At 68.9% G+C, this 24,108-nt stretch carries 30 protein-coding genes; 17 read left to right on the top strand and 13 right to left on the bottom strand.

Annotation, left to right across the window (positions count from 1 at the left end; genetic code table 11):
• Entirely contained in the window at window positions 1–1,230 is a 1,230-nt protein-coding gene (locus tag ACGFH6_RS05775) for an MFS transporter (RefSeq protein WP_393380814.1), read from the bottom strand.
• 182 nt (window positions 1,231–1,412) lie between these two features.
• On the opposite strand from ACGFH6_RS05775, the gene ACGFH6_RS05770 reads away from it, so the two are divergent.
• Both ACGFH6_RS05770 and ACGFH6_RS05765 read left to right on the top strand, forming a co-directional pair.
• Window positions 1,413–2,837, top strand: a complete 1,425-nt coding sequence (locus ACGFH6_RS05770) for a beta-N-acetylhexosaminidase (RefSeq protein ID WP_393380813.1) — start codon at window positions 1,413–1,415, stop codon at window positions 2,835–2,837.
• Between the two features lie 129 nt (window positions 2,838–2,966).
• A complete protein-coding gene (locus ACGFH6_RS05765; RefSeq protein WP_393380812.1) occupies window positions 2,967–4,373 on the top strand; it encodes a wax ester/triacylglycerol synthase family O-acyltransferase in 1,407 nt (468 codons plus the stop codon).
• On the opposite strand, the gene ACGFH6_RS05760 is transcribed toward ACGFH6_RS05765, so the two are convergent.
• The 3 genes from ACGFH6_RS05760 to ACGFH6_RS05750 are packed head-to-tail and all read right to left on the bottom strand — an operon-like array spanning window position 4,370 to window position 5,884.
• Window positions 4,370–4,849 carry an SRPBCC domain-containing protein gene (locus ACGFH6_RS05760; RefSeq protein WP_393380810.1) on the bottom strand — a complete coding sequence of 160 codons (480 nt, stop codon included), beginning with the start codon at window positions 4,847–4,849 and terminating at the stop codon, window positions 4,370–4,372. The two genes, ACGFH6_RS05765 and ACGFH6_RS05760, sit on opposite strands and share 4 nt — an antisense overlap.
• Complete coding sequence (locus tag ACGFH6_RS05755) at window positions 4,846–5,193, bottom strand: ArsR/SmtB family transcription factor (protein WP_393380808.1); 348 nt, start codon at window positions 5,191–5,193, stop codon at window positions 4,846–4,848. Before ACGFH6_RS05755 ends, ACGFH6_RS05760 begins: the two co-directional genes overlap by 4 nt.
• A 58-nt stretch (window positions 5,194–5,251) precedes the next feature.
• Complete coding sequence (locus ACGFH6_RS05750) at window positions 5,252–5,884, bottom strand: VOC family protein (protein ID WP_393380806.1); 633 nt, start codon at window positions 5,882–5,884, stop codon at window positions 5,252–5,254.
• 76 nt (window positions 5,885–5,960) lie between these two features.
• Here ACGFH6_RS05750 and ACGFH6_RS05745 point away from each other — a divergent pair, with 76 nt between their 5' ends.
• Window positions 5,961–6,911 carry an NAD-dependent epimerase/dehydratase family protein gene (locus ACGFH6_RS05745; protein WP_393380805.1) on the top strand — a complete coding sequence of 317 codons (951 nt, stop codon included), beginning with the start codon at window positions 5,961–5,963 and terminating at the stop codon, window positions 6,909–6,911.
• On the opposite strand, the gene ACGFH6_RS05740 is transcribed toward ACGFH6_RS05745, so the two are convergent.
• Window positions 6,904–7,644: a hypothetical protein gene (locus ACGFH6_RS05740; RefSeq protein WP_393380803.1), complete on the bottom strand. Its 741-nt coding sequence runs from the start codon at window positions 7,642–7,644 to the stop codon at window positions 6,904–6,906. The genes ACGFH6_RS05745 and ACGFH6_RS05740 overlap by 8 nt on opposite strands.
• A gap of 84 nt (window positions 7,645–7,728) precedes the next feature.
• Between ACGFH6_RS05740 and ACGFH6_RS05735 the strand changes: the two genes are divergently transcribed.
• Genes ACGFH6_RS05735 through ACGFH6_RS05710 form a run of 6 tightly spaced genes read left to right on the top strand, consistent with a single transcriptional unit; the run spans window position 7,729 to window position 12,245 of the window.
• On the top strand, window positions 7,729–8,661 hold the full coding sequence (locus tag ACGFH6_RS05735; RefSeq protein WP_393380801.1) for a Ppx/GppA family phosphatase: 933 nt from the start codon (window positions 7,729–7,731) through the stop codon (window positions 8,659–8,661).
• A gap of 5 nt (window positions 8,662–8,666) precedes the next feature.
• Entirely contained in the window at window positions 8,667–9,518 is an 852-nt protein-coding gene (locus ACGFH6_RS05730) for a sugar phosphate isomerase/epimerase family protein (RefSeq protein WP_393380799.1), read from the top strand.
• The gene (locus tag ACGFH6_RS05725) at window positions 9,515–10,153 is read left to right on the top strand and encodes a TetR family transcriptional regulator (RefSeq protein ID WP_393380797.1); all 639 of its coding nucleotides are present in this window, start codon (window positions 9,515–9,517) and stop codon (window positions 10,151–10,153) included. Before ACGFH6_RS05730 ends, ACGFH6_RS05725 begins: the two co-directional genes overlap by 4 nt.
• Window positions 10,153–10,740 (top strand): HDIG domain-containing metalloprotein, encoded by a 588-nt coding sequence (locus tag ACGFH6_RS05720; RefSeq protein ID WP_393380795.1) that lies wholly within the window; start codon window positions 10,153–10,155, stop codon window positions 10,738–10,740. Before ACGFH6_RS05725 ends, ACGFH6_RS05720 begins: the two co-directional genes overlap by 1 nt.
• A gap of 48 nt (window positions 10,741–10,788) precedes the next feature.
• Complete coding sequence (locus tag ACGFH6_RS05715; RefSeq protein WP_393380794.1) at window positions 10,789–11,511, top strand: ABC transporter ATP-binding protein; 723 nt, start codon at window positions 10,789–10,791, stop codon at window positions 11,509–11,511.
• The gene (locus tag ACGFH6_RS05710; RefSeq protein ID WP_393380793.1) at window positions 11,508–12,245 is read left to right on the top strand and encodes an ABC transporter permease; all 738 of its coding nucleotides are present in this window, start codon (window positions 11,508–11,510) and stop codon (window positions 12,243–12,245) included. The genes ACGFH6_RS05715 and ACGFH6_RS05710 overlap by 4 nt, the downstream gene beginning before the upstream one ends.
• A gap of 74 nt (window positions 12,246–12,319) precedes the next feature.
• Here the strand turns inward: ACGFH6_RS05710 and ACGFH6_RS05705 are convergent, their stop codons facing one another.
• Window positions 12,320–13,354: a DUF695 domain-containing protein gene (locus ACGFH6_RS05705; protein ID WP_393380791.1), complete on the bottom strand. Its 1,035-nt coding sequence runs from the start codon at window positions 13,352–13,354 to the stop codon at window positions 12,320–12,322.
• 216 nt (window positions 13,355–13,570) lie between these two features.
• On the opposite strand from ACGFH6_RS05705, the gene ACGFH6_RS05700 reads away from it, so the two are divergent.
• The 3 genes from ACGFH6_RS05700 (at window position 13,571) to ACGFH6_RS05690 (ending at window position 16,018) form a co-directional block, all read left to right on the top strand.
• Window positions 13,571–14,500 (top strand): proline dehydrogenase family protein, encoded by a 930-nt coding sequence (locus ACGFH6_RS05700; protein ID WP_393380790.1) that lies wholly within the window; start codon window positions 13,571–13,573, stop codon window positions 14,498–14,500.
• A 54-nt stretch (window positions 14,501–14,554) separates the two neighbouring features.
• Entirely contained in the window at window positions 14,555–15,358 is an 804-nt protein-coding gene (gene proC / locus ACGFH6_RS05695; protein ID WP_393380789.1) for a pyrroline-5-carboxylate reductase, read from the top strand.
• Between the two features lie 81 nt (window positions 15,359–15,439).
• Window positions 15,440–16,018: a hypothetical protein gene (locus ACGFH6_RS05690; protein ID WP_393380787.1), complete on the top strand. Its 579-nt coding sequence runs from the start codon at window positions 15,440–15,442 to the stop codon at window positions 16,016–16,018.
• Here ACGFH6_RS05690 and ACGFH6_RS05685 read toward each other — a convergent pair.
• Complete coding sequence (locus ACGFH6_RS05685) at window positions 16,015–16,356, bottom strand: hypothetical protein (RefSeq protein WP_393380785.1); 342 nt, start codon at window positions 16,354–16,356, stop codon at window positions 16,015–16,017. The two genes, ACGFH6_RS05690 and ACGFH6_RS05685, sit on opposite strands and share 4 nt — an antisense overlap.
• A gap of 72 nt (window positions 16,357–16,428) precedes the next feature.
• A complete protein-coding gene (locus ACGFH6_RS05680; protein WP_393380784.1) occupies window positions 16,429–16,863 on the bottom strand; it encodes a TIGR03618 family F420-dependent PPOX class oxidoreductase in 435 nt (144 codons plus the stop codon).
• Between the two features lie 51 nt (window positions 16,864–16,914).
• Here ACGFH6_RS05680 and ACGFH6_RS05675 point away from each other — a divergent pair, with 51 nt between their 5' ends.
• Window positions 16,915–17,271, top strand: a complete 357-nt coding sequence (locus ACGFH6_RS05675) for a helix-turn-helix domain-containing protein (protein ID WP_131360109.1) — start codon at window positions 16,915–16,917, stop codon at window positions 17,269–17,271.
• Between the two features lie 24 nt (window positions 17,272–17,295).
• The gene (locus tag ACGFH6_RS05670) at window positions 17,296–18,198 is read left to right on the top strand and encodes a TIGR03560 family F420-dependent LLM class oxidoreductase (protein WP_393380782.1); all 903 of its coding nucleotides are present in this window, start codon (window positions 17,296–17,298) and stop codon (window positions 18,196–18,198) included.
• Window positions 18,199–18,226: 28 nt separating this feature from the next.
• Here ACGFH6_RS05670 and ACGFH6_RS05665 read toward each other — a convergent pair whose 3' ends face one another.
• The 4 genes from ACGFH6_RS05665 to ACGFH6_RS05650 all read right to left on the bottom strand — a co-directional run bounded on the left by ACGFH6_RS05665 (window position 18,227) and on the right by ACGFH6_RS05650 (window position 21,610).
• Window positions 18,227–18,970 (bottom strand): endonuclease/exonuclease/phosphatase family protein, encoded by a 744-nt coding sequence (locus tag ACGFH6_RS05665; RefSeq protein ID WP_393380780.1) that lies wholly within the window; start codon window positions 18,968–18,970, stop codon window positions 18,227–18,229.
• Window positions 18,967–19,935, bottom strand: coding sequence for a tryptophan--tRNA ligase (trpS, locus tag ACGFH6_RS05660; protein WP_393380779.1), 969 nt, complete (start codon window positions 19,933–19,935; stop codon window positions 18,967–18,969). Before trpS ends, ACGFH6_RS05665 begins: the two co-directional genes overlap by 4 nt.
• 164 nt (window positions 19,936–20,099) lie before the next feature.
• Window positions 20,100–20,786, bottom strand: coding sequence for a hypothetical protein (locus ACGFH6_RS05655; RefSeq protein ID WP_393380778.1), 687 nt, complete (start codon window positions 20,784–20,786; stop codon window positions 20,100–20,102).
• 275 nt (window positions 20,787–21,061) lie between these two features.
• Window positions 21,062–21,610: a TetR family transcriptional regulator gene (locus ACGFH6_RS05650; RefSeq protein WP_393380777.1), complete on the bottom strand. Its 549-nt coding sequence runs from the start codon at window positions 21,608–21,610 to the stop codon at window positions 21,062–21,064.
• An 82-nt stretch (window positions 21,611–21,692) separates the two neighbouring features.
• On the opposite strand from ACGFH6_RS05650, the gene ACGFH6_RS05645 reads away from it, so the two are divergent.
• The 3 genes from ACGFH6_RS05645 (at window position 21,693) to ACGFH6_RS05635 (ending at window position 23,541) form a co-directional block, all read left to right on the top strand.
• Window positions 21,693–22,004, top strand: a complete 312-nt coding sequence (locus ACGFH6_RS05645; RefSeq protein WP_393380775.1) for a hypothetical protein — start codon at window positions 21,693–21,695, stop codon at window positions 22,002–22,004.
• Between the two features lie 17 nt (window positions 22,005–22,021).
• A complete protein-coding gene (locus ACGFH6_RS05640; protein WP_393380774.1) occupies window positions 22,022–23,197 on the top strand; it encodes an acetoin utilization protein AcuC in 1,176 nt (391 codons plus the stop codon).
• A 128-nt stretch (window positions 23,198–23,325) separates the two neighbouring features.
• Entirely contained in the window at window positions 23,326–23,541 is a 216-nt protein-coding gene (locus ACGFH6_RS05635) for a helix-turn-helix domain-containing protein (RefSeq protein ID WP_012923942.1), read from the top strand.
• A 46-nt stretch (window positions 23,542–23,587) separates the two neighbouring features.
• Here the strand turns inward: ACGFH6_RS05635 and ACGFH6_RS05630 are convergent, their stop codons facing one another.
• The gene (locus ACGFH6_RS05630; RefSeq protein ID WP_393380773.1) at window positions 23,588–24,070 is read right to left on the bottom strand and encodes a MarR family winged helix-turn-helix transcriptional regulator; all 483 of its coding nucleotides are present in this window, start codon (window positions 24,068–24,070) and stop codon (window positions 23,588–23,590) included.
• Window positions 24,071–24,108 lie beyond the last annotated feature (38 nt).

Below are 24,108 nucleotides of genomic sequence, written 5' to 3'. Positions count from 1 at the left end.
CTAGACCCTAGTTGCTGCCGGCACTGGTCTGGTCGTCGCGGCCAGGAGTGCGACCGGGATCAGGAGCATCCCGCAGAGGATGGCGAGCCAGTGGAAGCCGAGTTGGGCGAGGACCGGTCCGGCCGCCGTACCGGCGATCGAGGCGAACGCACCCATGGTGAGGTCGGACAGGCCCTGTGCCGAGGTGCGGATGTCTTCCGGCACCGAGCGGGTGAGCAGTGTGGATCCTGCGACCAGGCAGGCCGACCAGCCGAGTCCCAGCAAGGCCAGCGCGGCAGCGGTCAGGCCGTGTGCGTCGTCGGGTGCCAGCGCGGCCACGGTCATGGCCGAGGCAAGCAGACCCAGGCCGATGCCGATGGTCGGGATGCGGCCGAGGCGGTCCGCCATCCAGCCCATCACGGGGGACAGGGCGTACATGCCGGCCACATGCCCGCTGATGACGAAGCCGACGATGGTGAGGGATGCACCGTGGTGCCGCAGGTGCACCGACGTCATCGACATCAGTCCGACCATCACCGCATGGGCGACCGCGATGGAGAGCAGCCCCAGCCGGGCATGGGGGATCGACATCACGGTCCGGAACGTGGAGGCGAGCGGCTGCCGTTCGACCTTGGCTCTGGGGGTGCTCCGGTGCAGCCGGCGCAACCCGAACCACACCGTGGCCAGACTGATCGCGAAGGCGATGACCGAGAAGATGTACGGGCCGGCGAGTGCCATGACTCCGAGCGACGTACCCACAGCGCCGCCGACACCGGTGAGGTTCGGCCCGACGACAACGCCGATCGTCGTGGCCCAGACGACCAGGGACAGCGAGCGGGCGACGTGTGCCGGGTCCGCTGCGTCGGTGGCGGCGTACCGGGACTGCAGGTTGGAGGCGGAACCGCTGCCGAACAGGCAACCGGCCAGCAGAAGCAGTGCGAGCGAGTCGATCTGGGCTGCGACGATGCTCAGCAGCGCTCCGGTCGTAGCGATGAGGTAGCCGACGGTCAACGACACCCGCCGGCCGCGCGACCTGGCCAGTCCGGCCAGCGGTACGGCGAGCATCGCGGCGCCGAGAGTGGTCGACGTGGCGGCCAGTCCGGCCATCGAGGTGGATCCCGAGATGCTCTCGGCCAGCAACCCCGCGACCGCGAACCCGCTCGCGACGGCGACCCCGCCCACGACGTTGCTCACCACCAGCACCCGCAGCGTCGTTCGTTGCAGCTCGGCGGGTCTGGTGTCGGCGGTCACGCCTCACCTTCTCATCGAGCCGACCGGTACGGCAGCTCGATTCCGTGTGTTCGACGGTGCTCAACAGTGCTCGACACTGTTCCCAGCGTCCGGTCTATGCGCACTTGAGAACGTGGACGGACGCCGATGCGCGCTTATAGGATCGTTCTGACGTAATTCCACCCCCTGCTTTGGAGTTCCGGATGCCCGACATCGCGATCGTTCCTGCCCCGCGTGAACTCTCCGTCGACGACGGCCAGTGGGTGAGCGGGGATCCCGCCGGCGAAGCCATCCGGGACGTCGTCGAGAACCTCGGCGAGACCGAGTACCGGATCGACGTGACCACGGACGGCGCCCGCCTGTCGGCCGGCTCGGAGGACGCACTCCGGCACGCGGAGTCGACGTACGCGCAACTGCTGGACGCGGCCGAGCCGGCCGAGGACGGCAAGGTCGCGGTGCCGGCGGTGCGGATCGCCGACGCACCACGGTTCGCCTGGCGGGGCATGATGCTGGACGTCGCCCGGCACTTCATGCCGAAGGAGTTCGTACTCAAGGTGATCGACGTGCTCGCCCTGCACCGGCTGAACACGCTGCACTTCCACCTGACCGACGACCAGGGCTGGCGGGTCGAGATCGAGGCCTACCCGCGGCTGACCGAGATCGGCGCGTGGCGGGACGAGACCATGGTCGGCAAGATGTCGCACGGCCAGAAGGACTTCGAGTACGACGGGCAGCGGCACGGCGGCTTCTACACCAAGGACGACCTGCGCGAGATCGTCGCGTACGCCGCCGAGCGCGGCATCACCGTGGTCCCGGAGATCGACCTGCCGGGCCACATGCAGGCCGCGATCGCGGCGTACCCGGAGCTCGGCAACAACCCCGACACCCAGCTGACCGTGCGGCAGTACTGGGGCATCAGCGACGACGTACTGAACGTGAACGACGCGACCGTCGAGTTCGTCCGGACCGTGCTGCGCGAGGTGCTGGACATCTTCCCGAGCCCGTACATCCACCTCGGCGGCGACGAGTGCCCGTCGGTGCAGTGGGGCGTCTCGGAGGAGGCGCAGAAGCGGCAGGCCGAGCTCGGGCTGACCGAGCCGGGGCAACTGCAGGGCTGGTTCACCGAGCAGGTCGCGTCGGTGCTGGCCGAGGAGGGCCGCCGGCTGGTCGGCTGGGACGAGATGGTCGAGACCGACTGCCCGAAGGACGCGGTCATCATGGCGTGGCGCAGCGCGCAGCGCGGCGAGATCGCGGTGAAGGCCGGCCACCAGACCGTGATGGCGCCGTGCGAGTCGGTGTACTTCGACTACTACCAGGGCGACCCGGCGACCGAGCCGCTCGCGATCGGCAACTTCATCCCGCTGGAGAAGGTCTACGACTTCGAGGTGATCCCGGCCTCGCTCACCGAGGAGGAGGCGGCCCTGATCGTCGGCACCCAGTGCCAGATCTGGACCGAGTACATGCCGGACGAGCAGCAGGTCGGCTACATGCTCCTGCCGCGCCTGTCCGCCTTCGCCGAACGCGCCTGGGGCTCCCCGCGGACGTCGTACGACGAATTCCTCACCCGCCTGCGCCCCCACCTGGCCCGCATCGAGCGCATCGGCGTCAACTACCGTCCTCTCGACTGAGGTCGCATCTGCTGCAGTCGCTGATCGGAGAACAAAATCTCCGTAAGCGCTGTGGGCAGGGGTAGACGGACTGGGCCCCGATGGCGACGATGAGGCGTCGGGGATCCCAGGTCGGGAGCGGGAGGGACGATGACCGCGGTGGGACCGCTGGACGCGATGTTCCTGCTCGGTGAGAGCCGTGAGCAGCCCATGCACGTCGGCGGGTTGATGGTGTTCGAGCTGCCCGAGGGCGCCGGACGGGACCACGTGTTCCCGGAGGGTTCCCGGGACTACGTGTCGCAGCTGTACCACGACATGGTCGCGGCGCCGGCGGTGAATCCGTTGTTCGCCCGGCGGGTGCGGAACCGGGCGCTCGACCTCGGCTACTGGTCGTGGGAGCAGGACGACGACATCGACCTCGAGTACCACGTGCGGCTGTCCGCACTGCCGCGTCCCGGGCGGTTCCGCGAACTGTTCGAGCTGACCAGCCGCCTGCACGGGACCCTGTTGGACCGGCATAGGCCGCTGTGGGAGATGCATCTGATCGAGGGCGTCGAGGGTCGGCGCTTCGCCCTCTACAGCAAGCTCCACCACTCGCTGCTGGACGGCGTCACAGCCCTCCGCTGGATGCAGGACACCCTCACCACCAGCCCCGAGACAACAGACATGCCCGCCACCTTCGCCCTCCCGGAGTCTGTTCCGGAGGCGATCCCGTCAACCGGCCTGTTGACGGCGGCCGGCCGGCTGCCGGGCAACACCGTCAGGGTGTTGGCTGATCTTGCCGGTCTCACGCCTGTCGGGGTGAAGAGTCTGCTCCGGACTGTGCAGGCGGAGCATTCTTCCGTCGCGTTCCAGGCGCCGCGGACGATCCTCAACCAGCCGATCACCGGAGCGCGTCGGTTCGCGGCGCAGTCGTGGCCGATCGAACGGTTGGAGAAAGTCCGCGCGATCACCGGGGCGACGCTGAACGACGTGATGCTGGCGATGTGTTCAGGTGCCTTGCGCAACTATCTGCTCGAGCTGGACGCCCTTCCGGACAAGGCGTTGACGGCGATGGTCCCGGTCTCCCTGCGCGGCGGGGCGGACGCACCCGGCGGCGGTAACGCACTGAGCACCTTGATCGCCGATCTCGCCACCGACGAGGCGGACCCCGAGCGGCGGATTCGCCGCATCATGGCCTCGACCACGTATGCCAAAGGCGTGCTGTCCGAGCTCAGTCCGTTGCAGCGGCTGCTGGTCGGCGCTTTCGGCTTCAGCATCGCCGGTCCCGCGGCGGTTGTCCCGGGCGTGGCCGGCCGTACGACGCCGCCGTACAACGTCGTCATCTCGAACGTGCCCGGCCCGGCCGAGAGCCCGTTGTACTGGAACCGGTCGCGCCTGCTCGGCATGTATCCGGCCGGCATCGTGCTCAACGGCCAGGCGCTGAACATCAGCGTCACCAGCTACGACCACCAGTTGCACTTCGGTCTGACCGGCTGCCGCCGGACGGTCCCGCACCTGCAACGGCTGCTGACACAGCTCGAGGTCTCACTGGCCGACCTCGAGAACATCCACTAGAGCAAAGCGTCCATCTGGCTGACGCCCTGTTCCAGTCCGGTGTCCATACCCATCTGGATGAGTTGGTCCATCTGCTCGCGGGTGCCGAAGACCGCCCGCAGTTCCATCCGGGTGCCGCCGTCGTGCGCGCCTAGGTGCAGGTGCGTGGTGGTCGCCGGCATCCCCGCGGCCGGGTTGCCCTCGGAGTCGGCGAACGAGTCGACGAACTCCATCGCCGCGGGCGGGTCGACGGCGACGATCTGCCAGCGGCCGTGGAACTTCTCGCCCTCCGGGCTGGTCATGTAGTAGAACACCTCGCCACCCGGCGTCAGGTCGTGCTCGATCACCGTCGCCGGGTACGTCGGCGGGCCCCACCACCGCTCGAGTTTCCGTGGGTCCGCCCACAGGTCCCACACCTGCTCCACACTCGCGGCGAAGTCCGCGATCAGGGTCAGGGTCAGTGCGTCGAAGTCCTTGTCAACGCTCGTGACACTCATTTCTTGTCCCTTCGCTCCGGTGTGCTCTCGGTCAGCAGGTCCGTCATCCGGTCCACGCGACCACGCCAGGTCGCCTCGAGCTGGTCGAGTGCGTCCCGGGCCCGCCGTACGGCGTCCATCTCGCTGCGCACCAGTTGCTCGCGTCCCCTGCGTTCCTTGGTCACCAGCCCGGCCCGCTCCAGTACCGCGACGTGCTTCTGCACCGCCGCAAAACTCATCGGATACGCCTCGGCCAACCGCGACACGGACGCCTCCGCCGCCAGACACCGCCGCACGATGTCGCGCCGGGTCGAATCCGCCAACGCCGCCAGCAACCCGTCGACCACAGCATCATCTACAACCATTTGGTTGTACGTTAGCCCGGCGACCATCCCCGGTCAACCACAAGCCGCGGATCTGGTGCTAGAGGCGGACGACGCCGTTGGGGGTTTGGAAGACGGCGGCCACCAGGCCGGGCTGGCCGTTGGGGCCGACCCAGGCGACATCCAGGTCGTCGAGGAGATGGTCGGCGGGGTGTCCGATCCAGTCGGTGACTCGGTGGGGGTCGCCGGCGATCTCCAGCGCGGTGAGTTTGATGCCCTTGCCGCCGACCGAGGGGTGCTCGGTGAGGTCGTCCCAGTGCACGAAGAACGGCAGTTGCGGGTCGGCGATCAGGCCCTTCACGCCGATCTGCCGCCAGGTCAGGTTCACCCCGTCAGGGCGGTGCCGGTTGCCGGGTGCGGCCTCGCGGCCGAGGCGCTGCTCCATCCGCGCCATGTCGCGGACCGCCACCACCCAGCCGAGCCAGCCGCCGCCCAGCTCCTTGCGGGCACGGACCGCCTGGCCGAACGGCGCCTTGTCCGAGGCGGGGTGATCGAGCACGTCGACGACCTCGATGTACCGATCGTTCTCCAACGGGAGGATGTAGTTCACCGTGCCGAAGCGCGGGTGCACCCCACCGTCGACGAACTCCGCCCCCAGTTGCGCGGACAACCGCTCGAGCGTGGCCTTGCAGCCGTCAGGGCCGCACGCGTACGACAGATGATCCAGACGCATGCCAGTCATTGTGTCCCCACCCACCGACACTCGTGGTCCCCGGGGTGTGTCGGGGCCACGTTCTAAGCTCGGCACCATGCGTACGGTCGTCATCGGAGGAACTGGCCACATCGGTACTTACCTGGTCCCGGGGCTGGTGCGGCTCGGGCATCAGGTGACCGTGCTCAGTCGCGGCGAACGGTCGCCGTACCAGAGCGAGGGCGGCTGGAAACAGGTCGAGCTCGTCCAGGTCGATCGCGCCGCGGAAGATGCCGCAGGCACCTTCGGTCAGCGCGTGGCCGGGCTCGAGCCGGACATCGTGATCGACCTGATCTGCTTCACCGAAGACAGTGCGAAGCAGCTCGTCGAGGCCGTGCACGGCAAGATCCAGCACCTCCTGCACTGCGGCACGATCTGGGTGCACGGGCCGAGCATGACCGTGCCGACCACGGAGGACACGCCGCGCCGGCCGTTCGGCGACTACGGCATCCAGAAGGCGGCGATCGAGCGCTACCTGCTCGACCAGTCCCGCCGCAAAGGCCTGCCGGCCACGATCATCCACCCCGGCCACATCTGCGGTCCCGGCTGGACTCCGATCACTCCGGCCGCCACTTTCAACCTGGAGGTGTACGAGAAGCTCGCCCACGGCCACGACCTGCTGCTGCCGAACCTCGGCCTGGAGACGATCAACCCGGTGCACGCCGACGACGTGGCCGGCATCTTCCTGGCCGCGATCACCAGCCGATCGACCGCGATCGGCGAGAGCTTCCACGTGGTCGCGAGCGATGCGGTGACGCTGCGCGGCTACGCCCATGCGGTGGCCGACTGGTTCGGCCAGGAGGCCAAGCTCGGCTTCCTGCCGATCGGCCAACTGCGCGAGCAACTGTCGGAACGGGACGCTGGAGCCATGTGGGACCACGTCGCGCACAGCCCGAACTGCTCGATGGACAAGGCTGCCAGACTGCTCGGCTTCCGCCCGCGCTACTCGGCGATCGAGGCTGCCCTGTCAGGCATCGAGTGGCTCGTCGACAACGGCAAGATCACTTAGACGCCGGGTGAGGCAGCAACGGCCGGGCTGCCTCCAGATGCTGCCGGCACAGATCCGCGAGGACGTCGTACGCCTTGTGGCCCATCAGCGTCTGGAGCTCGACCCGGCTGGACTCGAAGACCGCCTCGACGGCGATGTGCGCCTCGGTGTTGCCGGTGCAGTACCAGTCCAGGTCGTGTCCACCCGGTCCCCAGCCACGCCGGTCGTACTCCCCGATGCCGACCTCGGTGTACGTCGTACCGTCCGGGCGCTCCACCTCGCGGAAGGTCCGGCGGATCGGCAACTGCCAGCAGACGTCCGGCTTGGTCTCGACGAAGTGCACGCCCTTCTTCAGCGCCAGGCCGTGCAGCGCACACCCGCCGCCACCGGCGAAGCCCGGCCGGTTCAGGAAGATGCAGGCACCCTCCCAGACGCGGGTCTTGCGGTCACCGTCGTCGTCGGTCTCGACCCAGCCGTTCTTCCGGCCCTCCTTGCGGAACTGCCAGTCGTCCTTGGTCAGCTCCTTGACGTACTGCTTCACCCGCTTCTCGTCGTCCTCGTCGGAGAAGTGCGCGCCGAGGGTGCAGCAGCCGTCGTTCGGCCGGCCCTTGTAGATGCCGCGGCAGCCACCACCGAAGATGCAGGTCCAGTTGGAGGTCAGCCAGGTCAGGTCGCAACGGAACACCTGGTCGGGGTCGTCGGGGTCGATGAACTCGACCCAGGCACGCGGGAAATCGAGAGAAACCTCAGGCACCTGGAAAGCGTACGCGCCTTCGCCCGCAGACAGTGAATGCCGACTCCGGCGCGCGGTCCTCGCGCAGTCCAGTAGCGTGTTGGTATGCGGCTCGGCGTACTCGACGTGGGATCCAACACCGTTCACCTGCTGGTGGTGGACGCGCATCGCGGTGCCGCGCCGTACCCGGCGTACTCGCACAAGACCGAGCTGCGGCTGGCCGAACATCTGGACAAGGACGGGAAGATCGCCCAGTCCGGCTCCGACGGATTGGTGTCGTTCGTGAAGGAAGCCGTCGAACTGGCCGAGGACAAGGGCTGCGAGTCGGTGCTCTCGTTCGCCACGTCGGCGCTGCGGGAGGCGCCCAACGGCGACAAGGTGCTGGACCGGGTCCGCGCCGAGACCGAGATCGACCTGCAGGTGCTCAGCGGCGAGGACGAGGCCCGGCTGACGTTCCTGGCGGTACGTCGTTGGTTCGGCTGGTCGTCCGGCCGCCTCGCGGTGTTCGACATCGGCGGCGGTTCGCTGGAGATCGCCGCCGGGTCGGACGAGGAGCCGACGGTCGCGGTGTCGGTACCGCTCGGGGCCGGCCGGCTGACCCGGGAGGGCCTGTCCCAGGACCCGCCGGCCAAGGACGAGGTCAGGGCGCTGCGCAAGCGGATCCGGATGGAGATGGCCGCCGTGGCCGGGCCCGTACTGCGGGCAGGCAAGCCGCAGCGGTCGGTCGCGACCAGCAAGACGTTCCGGTCGCTGGCGCGGATCTGCGGTGCGGCGCCGTCCGACGACGGTCCGTACGTGTCGCGCTCGCTCAGCCGGGACGATCTGGCCGAATGGACGCCGAAGCTGACCAAGATGACCGCGGCCGAGCGGGCCGACCTGCCGGGGGTCTCGATCGGCCGCTCGTCGCAGCTGGTCGCCGGGGCACTCGTCGCCGACGCCGTGATGGATCTGTTCAACCTGCCCTCGCTCGAGGTGTGCCCGTGGGCGCTGCGGGAAGGTGTCATCCTGTCCCGGCTCGACCAGTTGCAACCGCGGTGAGCCCGATGAGCCCCAGCACGACCGCCAAGATCGGCCTGTCCACGGCCTCCGTCTACCCCGAGTCGACCGCCAGCGGGTTCGAGCTGGCCGCCCGGCTCGGGTACGACGGCGTCGAGGTGATGGTCGGCATCGACCCACTGAGCACCCAGATCGACGCGATCCAGCGGCTGGTCGACTACCACCAGTTGCCGGTGCTCGCGATCCACGCACCCTGCCTGCTGATCACTCAGCGGGTCTGGGGGACCGATCCGTGGGGCAAGCTCGAGCGCAGCGCCGAGGCGGCGAAGGATCTCGGCGCCGACGTGGTCGTCGTCCATCCGCCGTTCCGCTGGCAGCGCGACTACGCGCGCGGGTTCGTCGAGGGGATCGCCAGGCTCGAAGCCGAGACCGGCGTCATCTTCGCGGTGGAGAACATGTACCCGTGGCGCGCGCCCGGCAAGGGCCTGCAGGCGTACGCGCCGAGCTGGGACCCGACCGAGCAGGACTACGCGCACACCACGTTGGACCTGTCGCACTCGTCGACCGCCGAGCAGGACTGCGTCGAACTGGCCGCGACGATGGGCCGGAGCCTCACCCACATCCACCTGACCGACGGGACAGGCTCCGCCAAGGACGAGCACCTGGTGCCCGGCCGCGGCACCCAACGGGCCGCGGACCTGCTGGCCGGCCTGGCGAACCAGGACTTCCGCGGCCACATCATCATCGAGATCAACACCCGCCGCGCGACGAGCCGGTCCGAGCGCGAGGTCGACCTGGTCGAGTCGCTCGACTTCACCCGCAAGCACTTCGTCCGGACGTCGCGCCGGTCGTCGTTCGCGGTCACTCCCCAGGGCGAGATCTCGGAGCTCACGTCGTGAACGCCCGCGGCGGATCCGGCGGTACGGCGGAGTCCGGCGCGACCCGTACGACGACCACCGGGCGGGCGGGGCGACGTCCCGGCGGCCCGGACACCCGCGGCGACATCCTCCGCGCGGCCCGGGAATCCTTTGCGGACAAAGGCTTCACGGCGACCTCGATCCGCGCGATCGCCCGGGAGGCTGCGGTGGACGCGGCCCTGGTGCACCACTACTTCGACAGCAAGGACGAGCTGTTCATCGAGGCGATGGCCGTCCCGGTGGACCCGCGCCAGATCGCCGCGCGGATCATCGACGGTCCGCGCGACGAACTCGGTCGCCGGATCGCGACCGCGTTCCTCGGCGTCTGGGAATCGGCCGACGGCCAGCAGCGGATGAAGGCGATCTTTCGCAGTGTGGTGAGCAGCGACGAGGTGGCCCGGATCATGCGCGAGGGCATCACCCAGATGATCATCCAGCCGGTCTCCAAGGTGCTCGACGTACCCGACGCGCAGCTTCGCGTCACGCTGGTCGCGACGCAGCTCATCGGGCTCGCGATGGCGCGCTACCTGGTCGAGCTCGAACCGGTCGCGTCCGTCGACCTGGCCACCCTGATCGACCGGCTCGGGCCTGTCCTGCAACTTCACCTGACCGGTTGATGCAGCTCCCGACCGACCGCGAGATCGAGACCCTGCATCGCGATCACGCGCCTACCCGCGAGGCCTTCGAGTCCGTGTACGAACACTGCCGGATCGTCTGTCAGCTCGCCTCGCAGTACTTCCAGTCGCTGGACGTCGACGCCGATCTGGTCCGCGCCGGCGCACTTCTGCACGACGTCGGCGTCTACCGGCTCTACACGGCCGGCGTGCTCGACACAGTTGGCTATGTGCGGCACGGCGTACTCGGGCACGAGTTGCTCGCGGGTCTTGGGTTCTCGGAGACGATCAGCCGGTTCTGCTCCCGTCACAGCGGGGTCGGCATCACGCGGGAGGACGTACTGCGGCAAGGCCTGCCGATCCCGGCGGACGACTACGTGGCGGAGTCGCGGGAGGAGGAGCTGGTCATGTACGCCGACAAGTTCCACAGCAAGCGGACTCCGCCGGTGTTCGTGAGCGGCGCGTCGTACGAGATCGCCGTCCGCCGGTGGGGTGAGGAGAAGGCTGTCGCGTTCGCCGCTCTGCGACGCCGGTACGGCGATCCGGACCTGGCCGGTCTGAGCGACTCCACCGGCCAGGCGCTGATCTGAGCTCTCCAGGTTGTTGCCAAGCGCGTGGTCTCGCGCTAAATTCATCACATGATGAAAAACGCGGTGAGTTGCCGGGACGTCGTGGTGGTGCGCGGCGACCGGGAGGTCCTGCACGGGGTCGGGTTCGACCTCCGGACCGGGACGGTGACCGGGTTGCTCGGTCCCTCCGGCTGCGGCAAGACGACGCTGATCCGCGCGATCGTCGGTCTCCAGGCCAAGGTCACCGGCGACGTCTCCGTCCTCGGACTGCCCGCCGGTGCGCCCAAGCTGCGTGGCCGGATCGGGTATGTCACCCAGGAGCCCAGTGTCTACGGGGATCTGAGCGTGACCGAGAACCTCCGCTTCTTCGCCGCGGTGCTGGGGGTCCCGGCCGACGACGTGGGCCGGGTCATCGACGCGGTCGACCTGCGGTCGCACGCCGACGTACGCGTCGATCGGTTGTCCGGCGGGCAACGGTCACGGGCGTCGCTTGCCGCCGCGCTCCTCGGCGACCCCGAGCTCCTCGTCCTCGACGAACCGACCGTCGGCCTGGATCCCGTTCTCCGGCGGGATCTCTGGGACCTCTTCCACCGGCTCGCCGACGCCGGCGCGACCCTGCTCGTCTCGAGTCATGTGATGGACGAGGCTTCGCGTTGCGATCGCCTTCTGCTGATGCGCGACGGTGAGCTGCTCGCCGACGACACCCCGCAGGCCCTGCTCGAATCGGTCGGCACCGACGACATCGAGCAGGCGTTCCTCACGCTCATCGAGCAGAAGGCAGGTGCGCAATGACGCCCCGGGTCACCTTCGCCGTCGCCGCTCGGGTGCTCGCCCAGTTGCGCCGCGACCACCGCACGGTGGCGATGCTGATCGTGCTGCCGGCGCTGCTGGTCAGCCTGATGTGGTGGATGTTCATCGACTCACCCACCACCTTCGACCGCGTCGGCGGGCCGCTGCTGGCCGTGTTCCCCGCGATCATCATGTTCATCGTGACCTCGGTGGCGACACTGCGGGAGCGCTCCAGCGGTACGTTGGCGCGGCTGTTCACGATGCCGATGGCGAAGGTGGACTTCCTGCTCGGCTACGCGTTGGCGTTCGCCCTGATCGCGGTGGTCCAGGCCCTCGTGGTCGTGTCGATCGCGCTCTACGCCCTCGATCTGAACATCGAGGGCGCCGCCTGGCAGCTCGGCGTGGTCGCGGTGCTCGACGGCGTTCTCGGTACGGCGCTCGGCCTGTTCGCGAGTGCGTTCGCGGCGACCGAGTTCCAGGCGGTCCAGATGATGCCGGCCGTGATGATCCCGCAGATCCTGCTCTGCGGACTCCTCCTGCCACGCGACCAACTGCCGAGCGTGCTGCACGCCGTCAGCGACGTACTGCCTCTGTCGTACGCCGTCGACGCCGTCACCGGAGTTGCCCAAGGCAACGGCTTCGGTGCCGGCGCAGGCACCGACGCCCTGGTCGTCACCGCCTTCATCCTCGCCGCCCTGGCCCTAGGCGCCGCAACGCTCAAACGCCGCACTGCCTGAGGTGGCGTCTTGATCCCGCCGAACATCGCCGACGAGCACAGTCCGTACCTCGTGCCGCGGTTGGCAGCCAGTCCTCAACCGGCGAGGTGGGAGACGTTGTGCCAGGCGGGGTCCTCGGTGACTTCGACGGAGACCTGGCCGTGGGGCCAGCCGGTGGTGGCGGCCTGGAGTTGAGCGCCGGCGGGAGTGGTGCCGTCGGCGTAGTAGTGGAGGGTCCGGGTCCCGGCCGAGGTCTCGTGGGCGAGCAGATTGCCGGAGCCGCCGAGGCGGTCGGTCAGATGGTCCTCGAAGCGGCGCAGTTCATCCAGCATCTCGGACTCGGGCAGCCCGTCGTCGCGCACCACGGGGTAGCGGATCGAGACCGCGACGTGAGTGTCGAGGTGCGGCCGCCGGATCGACCGCAACGGGTACTCCGCCGTAGCGATCAACCGCTGCCCGTCTCGCGTCCCCTCGAGCATCTTCCACGCCGGACTCCCGTCCTCCAGGGTGTGATCGGCCGCGAACGCGGCAACCGCGGGCAGCAGCGTCTCGATCGGCACAGCATCGGCCGGCGCCTCGGCCAACGTGTCGATCGCCCCGACCCAGGTCTCCACCATCTCCTCGCCCAGCACGAGATCGAGCATCAGGAACGTCACCCGCCGCTGCACCTCCAGCGGCAGTTCAGGAAACGCCGGATGATGTACGCCGACATGGATCGCCGACGAATCCGGCTCCATCGAAACCACGGCCTCGTCGATCGGGATCGGCGGCATCCCGTCGAACCGGATCGTGAACGCGGGCCCCGGCCGCCGCAGGTCGGCGTACTCCCAGGTCCGGTCCGACGGCGGCGCGGCCCGCAGCCAGCGTCGCGCGACAGCACGGCGGCTCGGGTTCCCGGCCGCGGTGACGATCAGGACGTGCTCGGCGTGCAACCCTGGGCCGAGCTCCCACTCCAGATCCGGATCGATCCGCGCGATCAGATCGGTCAGTACGTCGCTCAGATCCGCCGGCACCTGGCGTGCGATCGCATCGGCCACCAGCGCCGCACCGGATTCGCTCCACCAGGACCAGAACGCGCCGATCGGGTCGGCCTCCACGGCAGTCCGCTTGCGACGCTTGAAGATGGGCATGGACGCATCCTCTCCCGGTCATGGGTGCGTCCGGCGATGGTTCCCGGAACGGCGACGTACTGTCACCGATCCGGCGTCAGCAGTGACCGACGACCGAACCAGTGACCCCGGTGGTGTGGTCCCTGCCACACGATTCGCGAGCCTCAGGTTCAGCCGCGTAGCCTGCTGACACCACTGGCAGATGGGGCCGGGTGGGTCGATGAGGAGGAACACGTAGTGCTTCGGCGAGTCCTGCTGGGCATGTCCCGCAGCCCCCAGATCAAGAAGGCGGTTTCGTCGCTCCCGGTGTCCAGTGGCATCGTCGCGCGCTTCGTCGCCGGTGAGACCGCGCCGGAGGCCGTGCTGGCCACCGAGAAGCTGGTCAGCAACGGCCTGAACGTCACCCTCGACCACCTCGGCGAGGACGTCACCGACCTGGCCGCCGCGACCGCGACCGCGGACGCCTACCTCGAACTGCTCCGCAAACTGGCCGAAGCCGGCCTGACCAAGAACGCCGAGGTCTCGGTCAAGCTGTCCGCGGTCGGCCAGGCGCTGCCGGGCGACGGCGAGAAGATCGCGCTCGAGAACGCGCGGACGATCTGCCTCGCGGCCCGCAACGCCGGTACGACGGTCACCCTCGATATGGAGGACCACACGACCACCGACTCCACGCTGGGCATCCTGCGTGAGCTGCGCCAGGACTTCCCGGAGACCGGCGCGGTGCTGCAGGCGTACCTGCGCCGGACCGAGGGCGACTGCCGCGACCTCGCCCACGCCGGCTCCCGGGTCCGCCTGTGCAAGGGCGCCTACAAGGAGCCCGAGTCGGTGGCGTACCAGGACAAGCGCGGCGTGGACAAGGCGTACGTCCGGGCGATGAAGATCCTGATGAACGGCGCCGGCTACCCGATGATCGCGTCGCACGACCCGCGGCTGATCGCGATCGCCGGCTCGCTCGCCGACCGCGCCAACCGGCAGCCGGGCAGCTACGAGTACCAGATGCTGTTCGGCATCCGCCCCGAGGAGCAGCTCCGCCTGTCCGGCCTCGGTCACACGATGCGCATCTACATCCCGTACGGCGAGGACTGGTACGGCTACCTGGTCCGCCGCCTGGCCGAGCGTCCCGCCAACCTCCAGTTCTTCGCCCGCTCCCTGATCAGCAAGAAGTAACCGGCTGGTGGGCGCTCGGGTCCCCGGGCGGCCCGGATCAGTAGTGTGTTGGCCATGACTAGTCAGGTGGCCATTCTCGGGGCCGGTGTGATGGGGGAGACGTTGCTGTCCGGGCTGATTCGAGCCGGGCGGCGACCGCAGGAGCTCCTGATCACCGAGCGCCGGGAGGAGCGTGCCGCCGAGCTGCGGGAGCGGTACGGCGTCGACGTGGTGACCAACGTGGACGCGGCGGCCAAGGCGGACACCCTGGTGCTGGTGGTGAAGCCGCAGGACATGCCGGATCTGCTCGCCGAGATCGCCCCGGCCGTCCGGGCGTCGCAGACCGTGGTGTCGCTGGCCGCCGGGATCACCACCGGGTTCATCGAGTCCCGGCTGCCTGAGGGTGTTGCCGTCGTACGCGTCATGCCGAACACGCCGGCGCTGGTCGACGAGGGCATGGCGGCGATCTCCCGTGGTGCGCACTGCGACGAGAGCCATCTGGAGTTGGCGGAGGGCCTGTTGGCCGCGACGGGACGGGTGATCCGGGTGCCGGAGAAGCAGCAGGATGCGGTGACCGCGATCTCCGGGTCCGGACCGGCGTACCTCTTCTTCGTCGTCGAGGCGATGATCGAGGCCGGCGTGCACATGGGGCTGCCGCGTGGGACCGCTACGGAGCTCGTCGTACAGACCGTTGTGGGCTCGGCGAAGCTGCTGCGGGAGACCGGCGAGCACCCGACGGTACTGCGCGAGCGGGTGACGTCCCCGGGTGGTACGACGGCCGCCGCCGTCCGCGAACTGGAGGACCACAAGGTCCGCGCCGCGTTCCTGTCCGCGATCGAGGCCGCGCGCAACCGTTCGCGCGCGTTGGCCGCCGAGTAACACCTCTGCTACCGGTGGCGTTATTGTTGGCGCCGCAGTTTCCTGCCGTGTTCAAGGGATGAGTCGACTATGGTCCCGCCCATGAGTAATCGTTCGGAGCAGGAGAGCCCCGAACAGGTGAGCCCTGCCCCCGTGCGCGCGGCTCAGGTCCCCGACCTGCCGTGGCGGGTGCCGCTGGATCCGGCGCCGTGGTGGGCGTGGGCGCTGTTCGTCGCGCCGTTCATCGTCGTACCCGCACTGAATTCCTGGCTGTGGATGGGCGCCCGCGACATGCTCGCGGTCGGGCTGCTCACGATCATCGGGGCGTCGGTGGTGCGCGTCGCCGGCGGTGTCGTCCTCTACCGCGTCGAGCTCACCGCGACCGCGCTCCGCGCCCGCACCAGCATGCTGGTCCGCAGCCTCGCCTGGCAGGACGTCGACACGATCGAGGTCGGCGACGACAACGTCGTACTCACCCGCGGCCAGGACGAGAACGAGATCAACGGCATCCCCCGCGACCGCACCGCCGAGGTAGGCGCCGTCATGGAAGCCATCCGCCACGAGGCCGCCGACACCCCTACCCACCACCACCGCCCCCGCCCCGGCATCGGCACCCTCCTCGTCCTCACCTACCTCATCCTCTCCATAGGAGCCTTCCTCCTCCGCTGGCACCTCGTCTAGCCGGTCGGCTCCCGCCGCAGGTACACCCACTCCTCACCAGGTCCCAGCGTCCGGGCAGTTGCCTCAGGCGCCCATTCCGCCCGGAAGCTGACACCCACCGCCGGCTCGAGATCAGCAATCACGTACGTCTCGGTCTCGGACACGATCTCCTCCTCGACCTCACCCGGCACACCGTCGTACAGGAACCGCCCCTCCACCATCTGCGATCCCACCCGGACAGCAACCCCACGCAGCCCCGGCGTCACCTGCTCCCACAGCGCCCGCTGAAACGACAGCAGCACCCGAATCCGAAGGTCGACTGGTACGACGGAACCGCGGCGGCACCAGAACTTGCCCACGTTCATATCCCCCAGGTCGGTTGTTGCCTGATGCTGTGTTGGCGGCAGACCCGGTGTCAACGGTGTTTGCGGCTAATGCCTTCCCCAGGGGCCTTCGCCGGTGGTGGATTGGACGGTGATGCGGGCTATGACGCCGGTGTGCCAGATGCCTTCGCCGAAGGGGAATTCGGGGAGGTTGAGGTAGCGCTGGGACAGGCGGTCCATCAGGGACTTGTAGTCGGCGGGGATGTCCGGGCCTTCGAGTTTGGCGGTGCCGCGGATGGTCAGGTACTGCGTGATGCCGCGGGAGCTCACCTGGTCGTCCTGGACGAGCAGGGTGACGCGGGGGTCGCGGCGCAGGTTGCGGGTCTTGCGGTGGGGGTGCTGGATGCCGATCAGGATGTCGTCGCCGTCCCGCTCGGCCCAGACCAGGGACGCCTGCGGCGATCCGTCCGGGTCGAGGGTGATGACAGTGACGTCCTTGGGCTCGGTGAAGAGCCGGTGTGCGCTCTCGGGAAGACCGTTCATGGACAAAGACGCTAGGCACCGCCGTGGGAACCTCTGGGTACCCTGACGCCCGTGGACGGTTTGGATCCGGGGAACGTGTTTCTTGCCGACTGCCCGGCCCGGCTCGCGGTCGAGGTGATCGCGGACAAGTGGGCCGTGGTGGTCCTGTGGGGCCTGAACGACGGCCCGCGACGCCACACGGAGCTGATCACACTGATCGGCGGCATCTCCAAGAAGGTGCTCACCCAGACGCTGCGCCGGCTGCAGACGAACGGACTGGTCACCCGCGAGAACTTCGGCGGCGTCCCGCCCCGCGTGGAGTACGAACTGACCCCGCTCGGCCGCACCCTGATGGGCCCGATCCGGATGCTCACCCTGTGGGCGGAGGAGAACGGCGAAGCGGTTCTGGACGCGCAGGAGCGAACATAGGCAGTCACAAGAGAAACTAAGGACATGGATTTCTCTTTGTGGCCCGCGGCCAACCGGACCTGGCAGGAAGTGCTCGACGGAGCGGAGTACGCCGAACGGACCGGCTGGCACGGTGTCTGGATCGCCGACCATTTCATGCAGAACGGTGACGACCTGTCCGTCCCGGTCAACGAGTGCCTGGCCCTGATCGCCGGCATCGCTGCCCGCACCGAGCGGGTGCGCGTCGGCTCGATGGTGCTCGGCAACACCTACCGCCATCCCGCCGTCGTCGCGAACCAGGCGGCGACCATCGACCAGATGAGCAACGGCCGGTTCGTGCTCGGGATCGGGGCCGGCTGGCAGGTGAACGAGCACGAGGTCTACGGGATCGAGCTGCCGCCGGTCCGCGCGCGGCTGGCCCGGTTCGAGGAGGCCTGCCAGGTGATCAAGGGCCTGATCAGCCAGGATCGCACCAGCTTCGACGGCACCTACTACCAGCTCACCGGTGCCCCGCTGGAGCCGAAGCCGGCCAACCTGCCGATCATGATCGGCGCCGCCGGCGAGAAGGTTGCCCTGGGCATCGTTGCCCGGTACGCCGACGAGTGGAACCACTGGGGCAGCCCGGAACTCGCCGCCCACAAGGGGAAAGTCTTCGCCGAGCACTGCGAGCGCATCGGCCGGGACCCCAAGTCGGTACGCCGTTCCGCTCAGACGATGCTGGAGATCGTCGTACCGGGGGACACCGAGGCGGCCGAGCGCAAGGAGCGGCTGGAGAGCCGCGGCGGGCACGTGATCATGGGCTCGGCCCAGGAGGTGCTCGACACGGTCGCGCAGTACCCGGCGGCCGGGATCGACGAGGTCCTCGTCCCGGACTCGATGCTCGGCACCGGCAACCGCCGCTTCGAGGCCCTCGAACGCCTCCGCGAAGAAGTCTTCGCCAAGATCTGAAAGCCGAGATCCAGAGGGACGCCGAGATCTAGAGGGACAGCGTGGCCATGACCGGCCAGTGGTCGCTGGGCAGCCGTCCGCCGGGGCGGTAGTGGGAGACGGCTGCCTCGTCCACGGTCCACCCGGCGCTGACCAGGATGTGGTCGATCCGGTCGTTGTCCTCCGCGCCGGTGAAGTCGTGCCAGCTCCCACCGGCCGAGATCGGTACGGCGTGCCGCAGGCCGGCCTCGGTCAGCACCTTCAAAGCCGGCGAGTCCGGCGTCGCGTTCAGGTCGCCCATCACGATCCACGGCAGCGCACCGGTCGTCCACCGGGCGATCAGCCGCGAGGACTGGAGTTGGGCGACCTCACCGGCGTGGTCGTAGTGCGCGTTCGCCACGCCGACCGTCGTACCGTTGCGGTGCCGCAGCCAGACCAGCGTCGCGATCCGGGTCAGGTGCGCGTCCCAGCCGACGGATCCCGGCGTGTTCGGGTCGTCGGACAGCCAGCGAGTCTCCTGCTTGTCCACCCGCCAGTCACCCGGCCGGACCATCACGGTGCAGTGCTCGCCCGCGTCCATCCCGTCGTCGCGGCCGACGCCGACGATGTCGTACCGCGGGAAACGCCAGCGCAGGTACTCGAGCTGGTCGGGCAGCACTTCCTGCAGCCCGACCACGTCCGCGTCGAGGTGTTCGATCGCCGCCACCGTCGCATCCCTGCGGACCGGCCAGGCGTTGTCGCCGTCCGGCGCCGAGGAGTTCCGGATGTTGAAGGTGGCGGCGCGAATCTTCATACAGCAGATCCTGCCAAACCCATCGCGCGCTCCGCCGCCCGGAGCCGGGGCAGGCTCGCCTCCAGCGCCCGGTCCCGGCCCTGCGCGAGCAGCTCGTCGATCGCGCCGGGGTCGGTCGTCAGCCGGGCGTACTCCTTCTGCAGCGGCTCGAGCACGGCCAGCACCGCGTCCGCGACGTCCCGCTTCAGCTCGCCGTACGACGAGTACGCCGTCGCCAGCTGCACCGGGTCGCCGTCGGTGCACGCGGCCAGGATGTCCAGCAGGTTGGTGATCCCGGGCTTCGCGGCCTCGTCGTGGCGAACCTCGTTGTCTGAGTCCGTGACGGCCCGCATGATCTGGCGCCGGATCACGTCCGGCGGGTCCAGCAGCCGGATCGTCCCGACCGCGTCGTCCGCCTCGGACTTGCTCATCTTCTTCGTCGGGTCGGCCAGATCCTTGACCCTGGTTGCGTACGCCGCCTTGGCCAGCTGCGGTACGACGAACGTCTCGCCGTACTCGCGGTTGAACCGGATCGCCACGTCACGCGCCAACTCCACGTGCTGGGACTGGTCGCCGCCCACGGGGACCCGGTCGGCGCCGTACAGCAGGATGTCCGCGGCCATCAGGCACGGATAGGTGAACAGCGAAGCCCGCGTCATCGGCCGGCCCTTGCCCTTCTCCTTGTACTGGATCATCCGGGACAGCTCGCCGACGTACGACGTGCACTCGAGCAGGTACGCCAGCTGTGCATGGGTGTTGACGTCGGACTGGACGAACACCGTGCCCGGTGCGGTGCCGGCCGCGAGCATGAGCGTCGCGAACTCGCGGGTCAGCGCGGCGAGCCGTCTGGGGTCGTGTTTGGTCGTCATCGCGTGCAGGTTCGCGACGAAGTAGAACCCCTCGGGGTCGGTGAACCGGCGCAGTGCGCCGAGGTGGTTGCCCAGCGTCAGACGGCCGGACGGGGTGATGCCGGAAAGCGTGGTCATGTCGATGCCCTTTCGGTGCGTGGATGCCTCACCGAGGGCATCAAAAAGGCCGCCTCGGCGAGGCGGCCTGTTGGATGCGCGTGAACGCTGGGGACCGCCCTAGGCGGCCCACCACAGCTGCAAGTTCGTGTTCACACCATCAGCATAACCGATGGACGGCCCGGTCACTTGGCAGCCGGCAGCGGCGCCACCAGGGACTGGACGGTCAGTTCGTTGCGGGCGGCCTGGCCGAGTGTGATCGAGGTGTGCACGCCGTCGCGCAGATAGGAGGTGATCCGGCTCGGCTTGGCGGCCAGGTACTCGGCCCAGCGGATGATCCGCAGGTTCGGGTACTTCTTCTGGGCGTCGGACAACTGCAGGTTGACCCAGGCGGAGTTGCGCTGGTCGGCCATCTGGACGGCCGCGGTCTTCGACCACCGGGTGGCGTGCACGTTGACCCAGTACACGTACCGGTTCGAGCCGGCCAGCTTCATCGCCCGGTCGACCTGGGCGGCGAACCTGGGCGGGTCGAAGATGTCGTTGCTGCCGGTCGCCATCAGGATCCGGCGCGTCAGGCCGTACGCCGTGGCCCACTGGGCCATCGCGTCGACGGCGCCGGACGTCGGCCGCCCGGACCAGTTGTGCACCGCCAGCTGGCTTCCGTCGCGGCCGATCAGCCGGGCCGCCAGCGTCTTCCCGTCCTGGACGGCGATGCTGTCGCCGAACATGAAGACCCCGTTGGTCGCGAGCACCCGTTTGATCTGGGTCTCGGTCGAGATCGCCTTGCTCATGGCCTGCCAGGCCCCGAGGTCACCGGAGCCGTACGGGCCGCCGAAGGCGGCTTCTGTCGATGTCGCAGTCGAGACAGCCACCGTCGAAACAGCAACCACGGCCCCCGCCGTAAAGATCTGCCGCCGATTGGGTCTCGCCGAGTTCATGGCGTTCCTCACGGGATGGACAGTGCGGCCCAGACCGCCTCGAGTGCAACCCTCCGTGATCGAATCGCGGCCTGATTTGCAGGTTCCTGCAAGTCTTGTAACACCTTGCAGTGTTTGCGCGATGAAGCACGTGCCTGGCACCAGCACGATCGGAAACGGGCGAGCGCGGCCTTGGAGGGGTGCCGCGCCCGCCCGTTTCCGCTGGCGGCTCAGCTGGAACCGTTCGCCAGTTCCTCGATGATCGGCCCGGCCACCGCCATCAGCTCCTCGGGCGACGCGTCCAGTCCGTCCAGCCGGACCAGGTGCCGCCCGATCACGAGCCCGAGCGTCAACGCCCCGATCACCCCCGAGCGCAGTACGGCGTCCTCACCCGGCAACTGCTCGGCGATCTGTCGTTGCTGTCCTGTCATCGCCGCCCGCACCTCCGCGGCCGCTTCCGGATGGCTGAACATCGCCCGCATCGCCGCCAGCGCGGCGGCCGGCTCCTCAGCCAGCTTGGCGGTCAGAGCAGCCGTCAGCAATCCGGCGATCTCCTCGGGCGAACCCGTGATCGGCCCGTCCGGGGGAATGGTCGCGGCCTGGGCGAACAGCTTGTCCTTGGACCCGAAGTACCGCATCACCAGGCCGGCGTCGCTGCCGGCCGCCTCGGCGATCGCGCGGATGGTGGTGCGGTCGTACCCGTGCTCGCCGAACAACTGCCGCGCCGCCGCCAGGATCCGCTCTTCGGTCCGCCGTCGCTGCTCCATCCTGGTCGTCACGCCGCTCAGTCTACGCATGTTGACTCAGTCGCCGATCCGGCCTAGATTTCAGTCAACACACGTAGACTGAAAGGGCTTGATCATGACACTGGCCATCGTGCTGAGCTTCCTGGCCGGGCTGATGGGGGCGAACGGGATCCCGCACTTCGTCCTCGGCATCACCGCCCGCGAGTACCCGAACCTGACCGGCAACTCGCCGGTCCGCAACGCGGTCGGCGGCGTGGGCGCGTTCGTCATCGCCGGGCTGCTCACCTTCTGGGCGCATGTGGGCGACCATCGGCTGGCGGCGGCCGTCGCAGCTGTCGTGGGTGTGCTGCTGATGTCCGTGTTCCACGCGCGTGGTGGTGCTTACCGGCTGAACGCCAGATTCGGGAAACCAGTGCCCGCGCGGTGACGGCTAAGGTCGGAGGCATGAGCGGTGAGGCGATGCTGGTCTTCGACGAGGGTCTGACGGCGTACGACTTCGGGCGCGGGCATCCGATGAGTCCGATCCGGGTGGAGCTGACGATGCACCTGGCGCGGGCGCTCGGCGTACTCGACGAACTCAAGGTCGTTCCGCCTCCGACGGCCGACGACGCGCTGCTGCGGACCGTGCACACGGCCGGCTACATCGCCGCGGTCAAGCGCGCCGGGGAGCACCCGGACGTGCCGGATCTGGAGCACGGACTCGGCACCGACGACACGTACTGCTTTCCGGGGATGCACGACGTCTCCGCACGCATCGTCGGCGCGAGCGTGGAGGCGGCGCGGGCCGTCTGGGAGGGCGAGGTGCGGCACGCCGCGAACATCTCCGGCGGTCTGCACCACGCGATGCCCGACCGGGCCAGCGGTTTCTGCGTCTACAACGATCCGGCCGTCGCCATCCAGTGGCTGCTCGATCACGGTGCCGAGAGGGTCGCGTACGTCGACGTCGACGTGCACCACGGGGACGGCGTCCAAGAGGTGTTCTACAACGATCCGCGAGTGCTGACCGTGAGTCTGCACGAGTCGCCGACCACACTCTTTCCGGGCACCGGCAGCGCAGGGGAGACCGGTGGACCTGACGCGGAAGGTACTGCGGTCAACATCCCGCTGCCGCCCGGGACCGGGGACGCCGGCTGGTTGCGGGCGTTCCATGCGATCGTTCCGGACGTGGTGAAGGCGTTCCGGCCGCAGGTGCTGGTGACCCAGCACGGGTGTGACTCGCATGTCGAGGATCCCCTGGCCCACTTGACGAAGACGGTCGACGGGCAGCGCGCGGCGTACCTGGCGTTGCATGACCTGGCGCACGAACTCGCGGACGGGAAGTGGATCGCCACCGGTGGCGGTGGGTACGCGATCGTCGACGTCGTACCGCGGGCCTGGACTCACCTGCTGGCGATCGTCGCGGGGAACCCGATCGACCCGCAGACGCCGGTGCCCGAGGCGTGGCGCGAAGAGGTCCGGATCCGGTTCCAGCGGGTCGCACCGGTGCGGATGACCGACGGCCAGGACGCGTCGTACACGGACTGGTCGACCGGTTACAACCCGGACACCTGGCTGGACCGGTCGATCAAGGCGACCCGCGACGCCAGCTTCCCGCTCCTGGGCCTCGACCCCACCTACTAGTGCCGGCTGAGTCACACGAGTCCCCCTCTTTCCCATTCGTACCAACAGCCACTACGCTCGTTGCATGCACGGACGGAGGTGCCGGAGGGGAAGCCGGCGCACGATCCGTGCTGGAAGTGCGGTGCGCAATGGCATCAAAGAAGTCCGGTGGTGAGCAGCCGCTCGCCGAGGTGAAGTTCCTGACCGTGGCGGAGGTCGCCACGGCCATGCGCGTGTCCAAGATGACGGTGTACCGCCTGGTGCACTCCGGTGAGCTGCCCGCGGTGCGGGTGGGTCGTTCGTTCCGGGTGTCCGAGGATGCCGTGCACGACTACCTCAAGGGCGCCTTCTTCCAGGCCGGATAACCACGAGAAGAGCAGGCGGCCGGATCCCTCGGGACCGGCCGCTTCGCTATGTCCGGGACACGTCCCGCAGCGCGACGGTCGCCTGTTTCACGGCGTCGTCCGGGAGGCCCGACCACAGCTCGTGGTGCGCGGCCGCACTGGCCTGTACGGCGCGCTCGGCCAGGGTGACCCCCTCGTCGGTGAGCCGGATCTGGGTGCCGCGGCCGTCGTCGGGATCGGGCTCGCGGACGACCAGACCGCGCCGGACCAGTTGATTCGTCACGTTGCTCGTCCCGCCGGTGGACAGCAGCAGGCTGCGGCTGAGGTCCGACGGCTTCTGCCGGTACGGCGGTCCTGATCGGCGCAGCGACACGATCACGTCGAACTCGGCCGTGGTCAGCCCGAGGTCGCGCAGCACCCGCCGGGTGGCCTCGTTGAGCTCGGTGGCCAGCACGAGGATCCGCTTGGTCAGTTCGCTGGTCGGATACAGCACTCCCGGCAACTCCCGCTGCCACGAGGCAATCAGCCGATCCACCCGGTCATCACTCATGGCGGCCCCTCCGGTCGTCCTGCCCGAGGGGCAGCGCG

It is taken from the genome of Kribbella sp. NPDC049227, assembly GCF_043197265.1.
Taxonomy (GTDB): Bacteria; Actinomycetota; Actinomycetes; order Propionibacteriales; family Kribbellaceae; genus Kribbella.
Note: the sequence above shows the minus strand (reverse complement) of the source record. Positions and strands in the feature narration are given on the sequence as shown.

Coding starts and splice junctions, on each gene's coding strand:
- ACGFH6_RS05730 (WP_393380799.1), top strand. CDS start 8,667: ATGAGCCCCAGCACGACCGCCAAGATCGGCCTGTCCACGGCCTCCGTC.
- ACGFH6_RS05635 (WP_012923942.1), top strand. CDS start 23,326: ATGGCATCAAAGAAGTCCGGTGGTGAGCAGCCGCTCGCCGAGGTGAAG.
- ACGFH6_RS05735 (WP_393380801.1), top strand. CDS start 7,729: ATGCGGCTCGGCGTACTCGACGTGGGATCCAACACCGTTCACCTGCTG.
- trpS (WP_393380779.1), bottom strand. CDS start 19,935: ATGACCACGCTTTCCGGCATCACCCCGTCCGGCCGTCTGACGCTGGGC.
- ACGFH6_RS05705 (WP_393380791.1), bottom strand. CDS start 13,354: ATGCCCATCTTCAAGCGTCGCAAGCGGACTGCCGTGGAGGCCGACCCG.
- ACGFH6_RS05710 (WP_393380793.1), top strand. CDS start 11,508: ATGACGCCCCGGGTCACCTTCGCCGTCGCCGCTCGGGTGCTCGCCCAG.
- ACGFH6_RS05770 (WP_393380813.1), top strand. CDS start 1,413: ATGCCCGACATCGCGATCGTTCCTGCCCCGCGTGAACTCTCCGTCGAC.
- ACGFH6_RS05750 (WP_393380806.1), bottom strand. CDS start 5,884: ATGCGTCTGGATCATCTGTCGTACGCGTGCGGCCCTGACGGCTGCAAG.
- proC (WP_393380789.1), top strand. CDS start 14,555: ATGACTAGTCAGGTGGCCATTCTCGGGGCCGGTGTGATGGGGGAGACG.
- ACGFH6_RS05765 (WP_393380812.1), top strand. CDS start 2,967: ATGACCGCGGTGGGACCGCTGGACGCGATGTTCCTGCTCGGTGAGAGC.
- ACGFH6_RS05715 (WP_393380794.1), top strand. CDS start 10,789: ATGATGAAAAACGCGGTGAGTTGCCGGGACGTCGTGGTGGTGCGCGGC.
- ACGFH6_RS05690 (WP_393380787.1), top strand. CDS start 15,440: ATGAGTAATCGTTCGGAGCAGGAGAGCCCCGAACAGGTGAGCCCTGCC.
- ACGFH6_RS05645 (WP_393380775.1), top strand. CDS start 21,693: ATGACACTGGCCATCGTGCTGAGCTTCCTGGCCGGGCTGATGGGGGCG.
- ACGFH6_RS05745 (WP_393380805.1), top strand. CDS start 5,961: ATGCGTACGGTCGTCATCGGAGGAACTGGCCACATCGGTACTTACCTG.
- ACGFH6_RS05760 (WP_393380810.1), bottom strand. CDS start 4,849: ATGAGTGTCACGAGCGTTGACAAGGACTTCGACGCACTGACCCTGACC.
- ACGFH6_RS05665 (WP_393380780.1), bottom strand. CDS start 18,970: ATGAAGATTCGCGCCGCCACCTTCAACATCCGGAACTCCTCGGCGCCG.
- ACGFH6_RS05755 (WP_393380808.1), bottom strand. CDS start 5,193: ATGGTTGTAGATGATGCTGTGGTCGACGGGTTGCTGGCGGCGTTGGCG.
- ACGFH6_RS05680 (WP_393380784.1), bottom strand. CDS start 16,863: ATGAACGGTCTTCCCGAGAGCGCACACCGGCTCTTCACCGAGCCCAAG.
- ACGFH6_RS05720 (WP_393380795.1), top strand. CDS start 10,153: ATGCAGCTCCCGACCGACCGCGAGATCGAGACCCTGCATCGCGATCAC.
- ACGFH6_RS05670 (WP_393380782.1), top strand. CDS start 17,296: ATGGATTTCTCTTTGTGGCCCGCGGCCAACCGGACCTGGCAGGAAGTG.
- ACGFH6_RS05640 (WP_393380774.1), top strand. CDS start 22,022: ATGAGCGGTGAGGCGATGCTGGTCTTCGACGAGGGTCTGACGGCGTAC.
- ACGFH6_RS05630 (WP_393380773.1), bottom strand. CDS start 24,070: ATGAGTGATGACCGGGTGGATCGGCTGATTGCCTCGTGGCAGCGGGAG.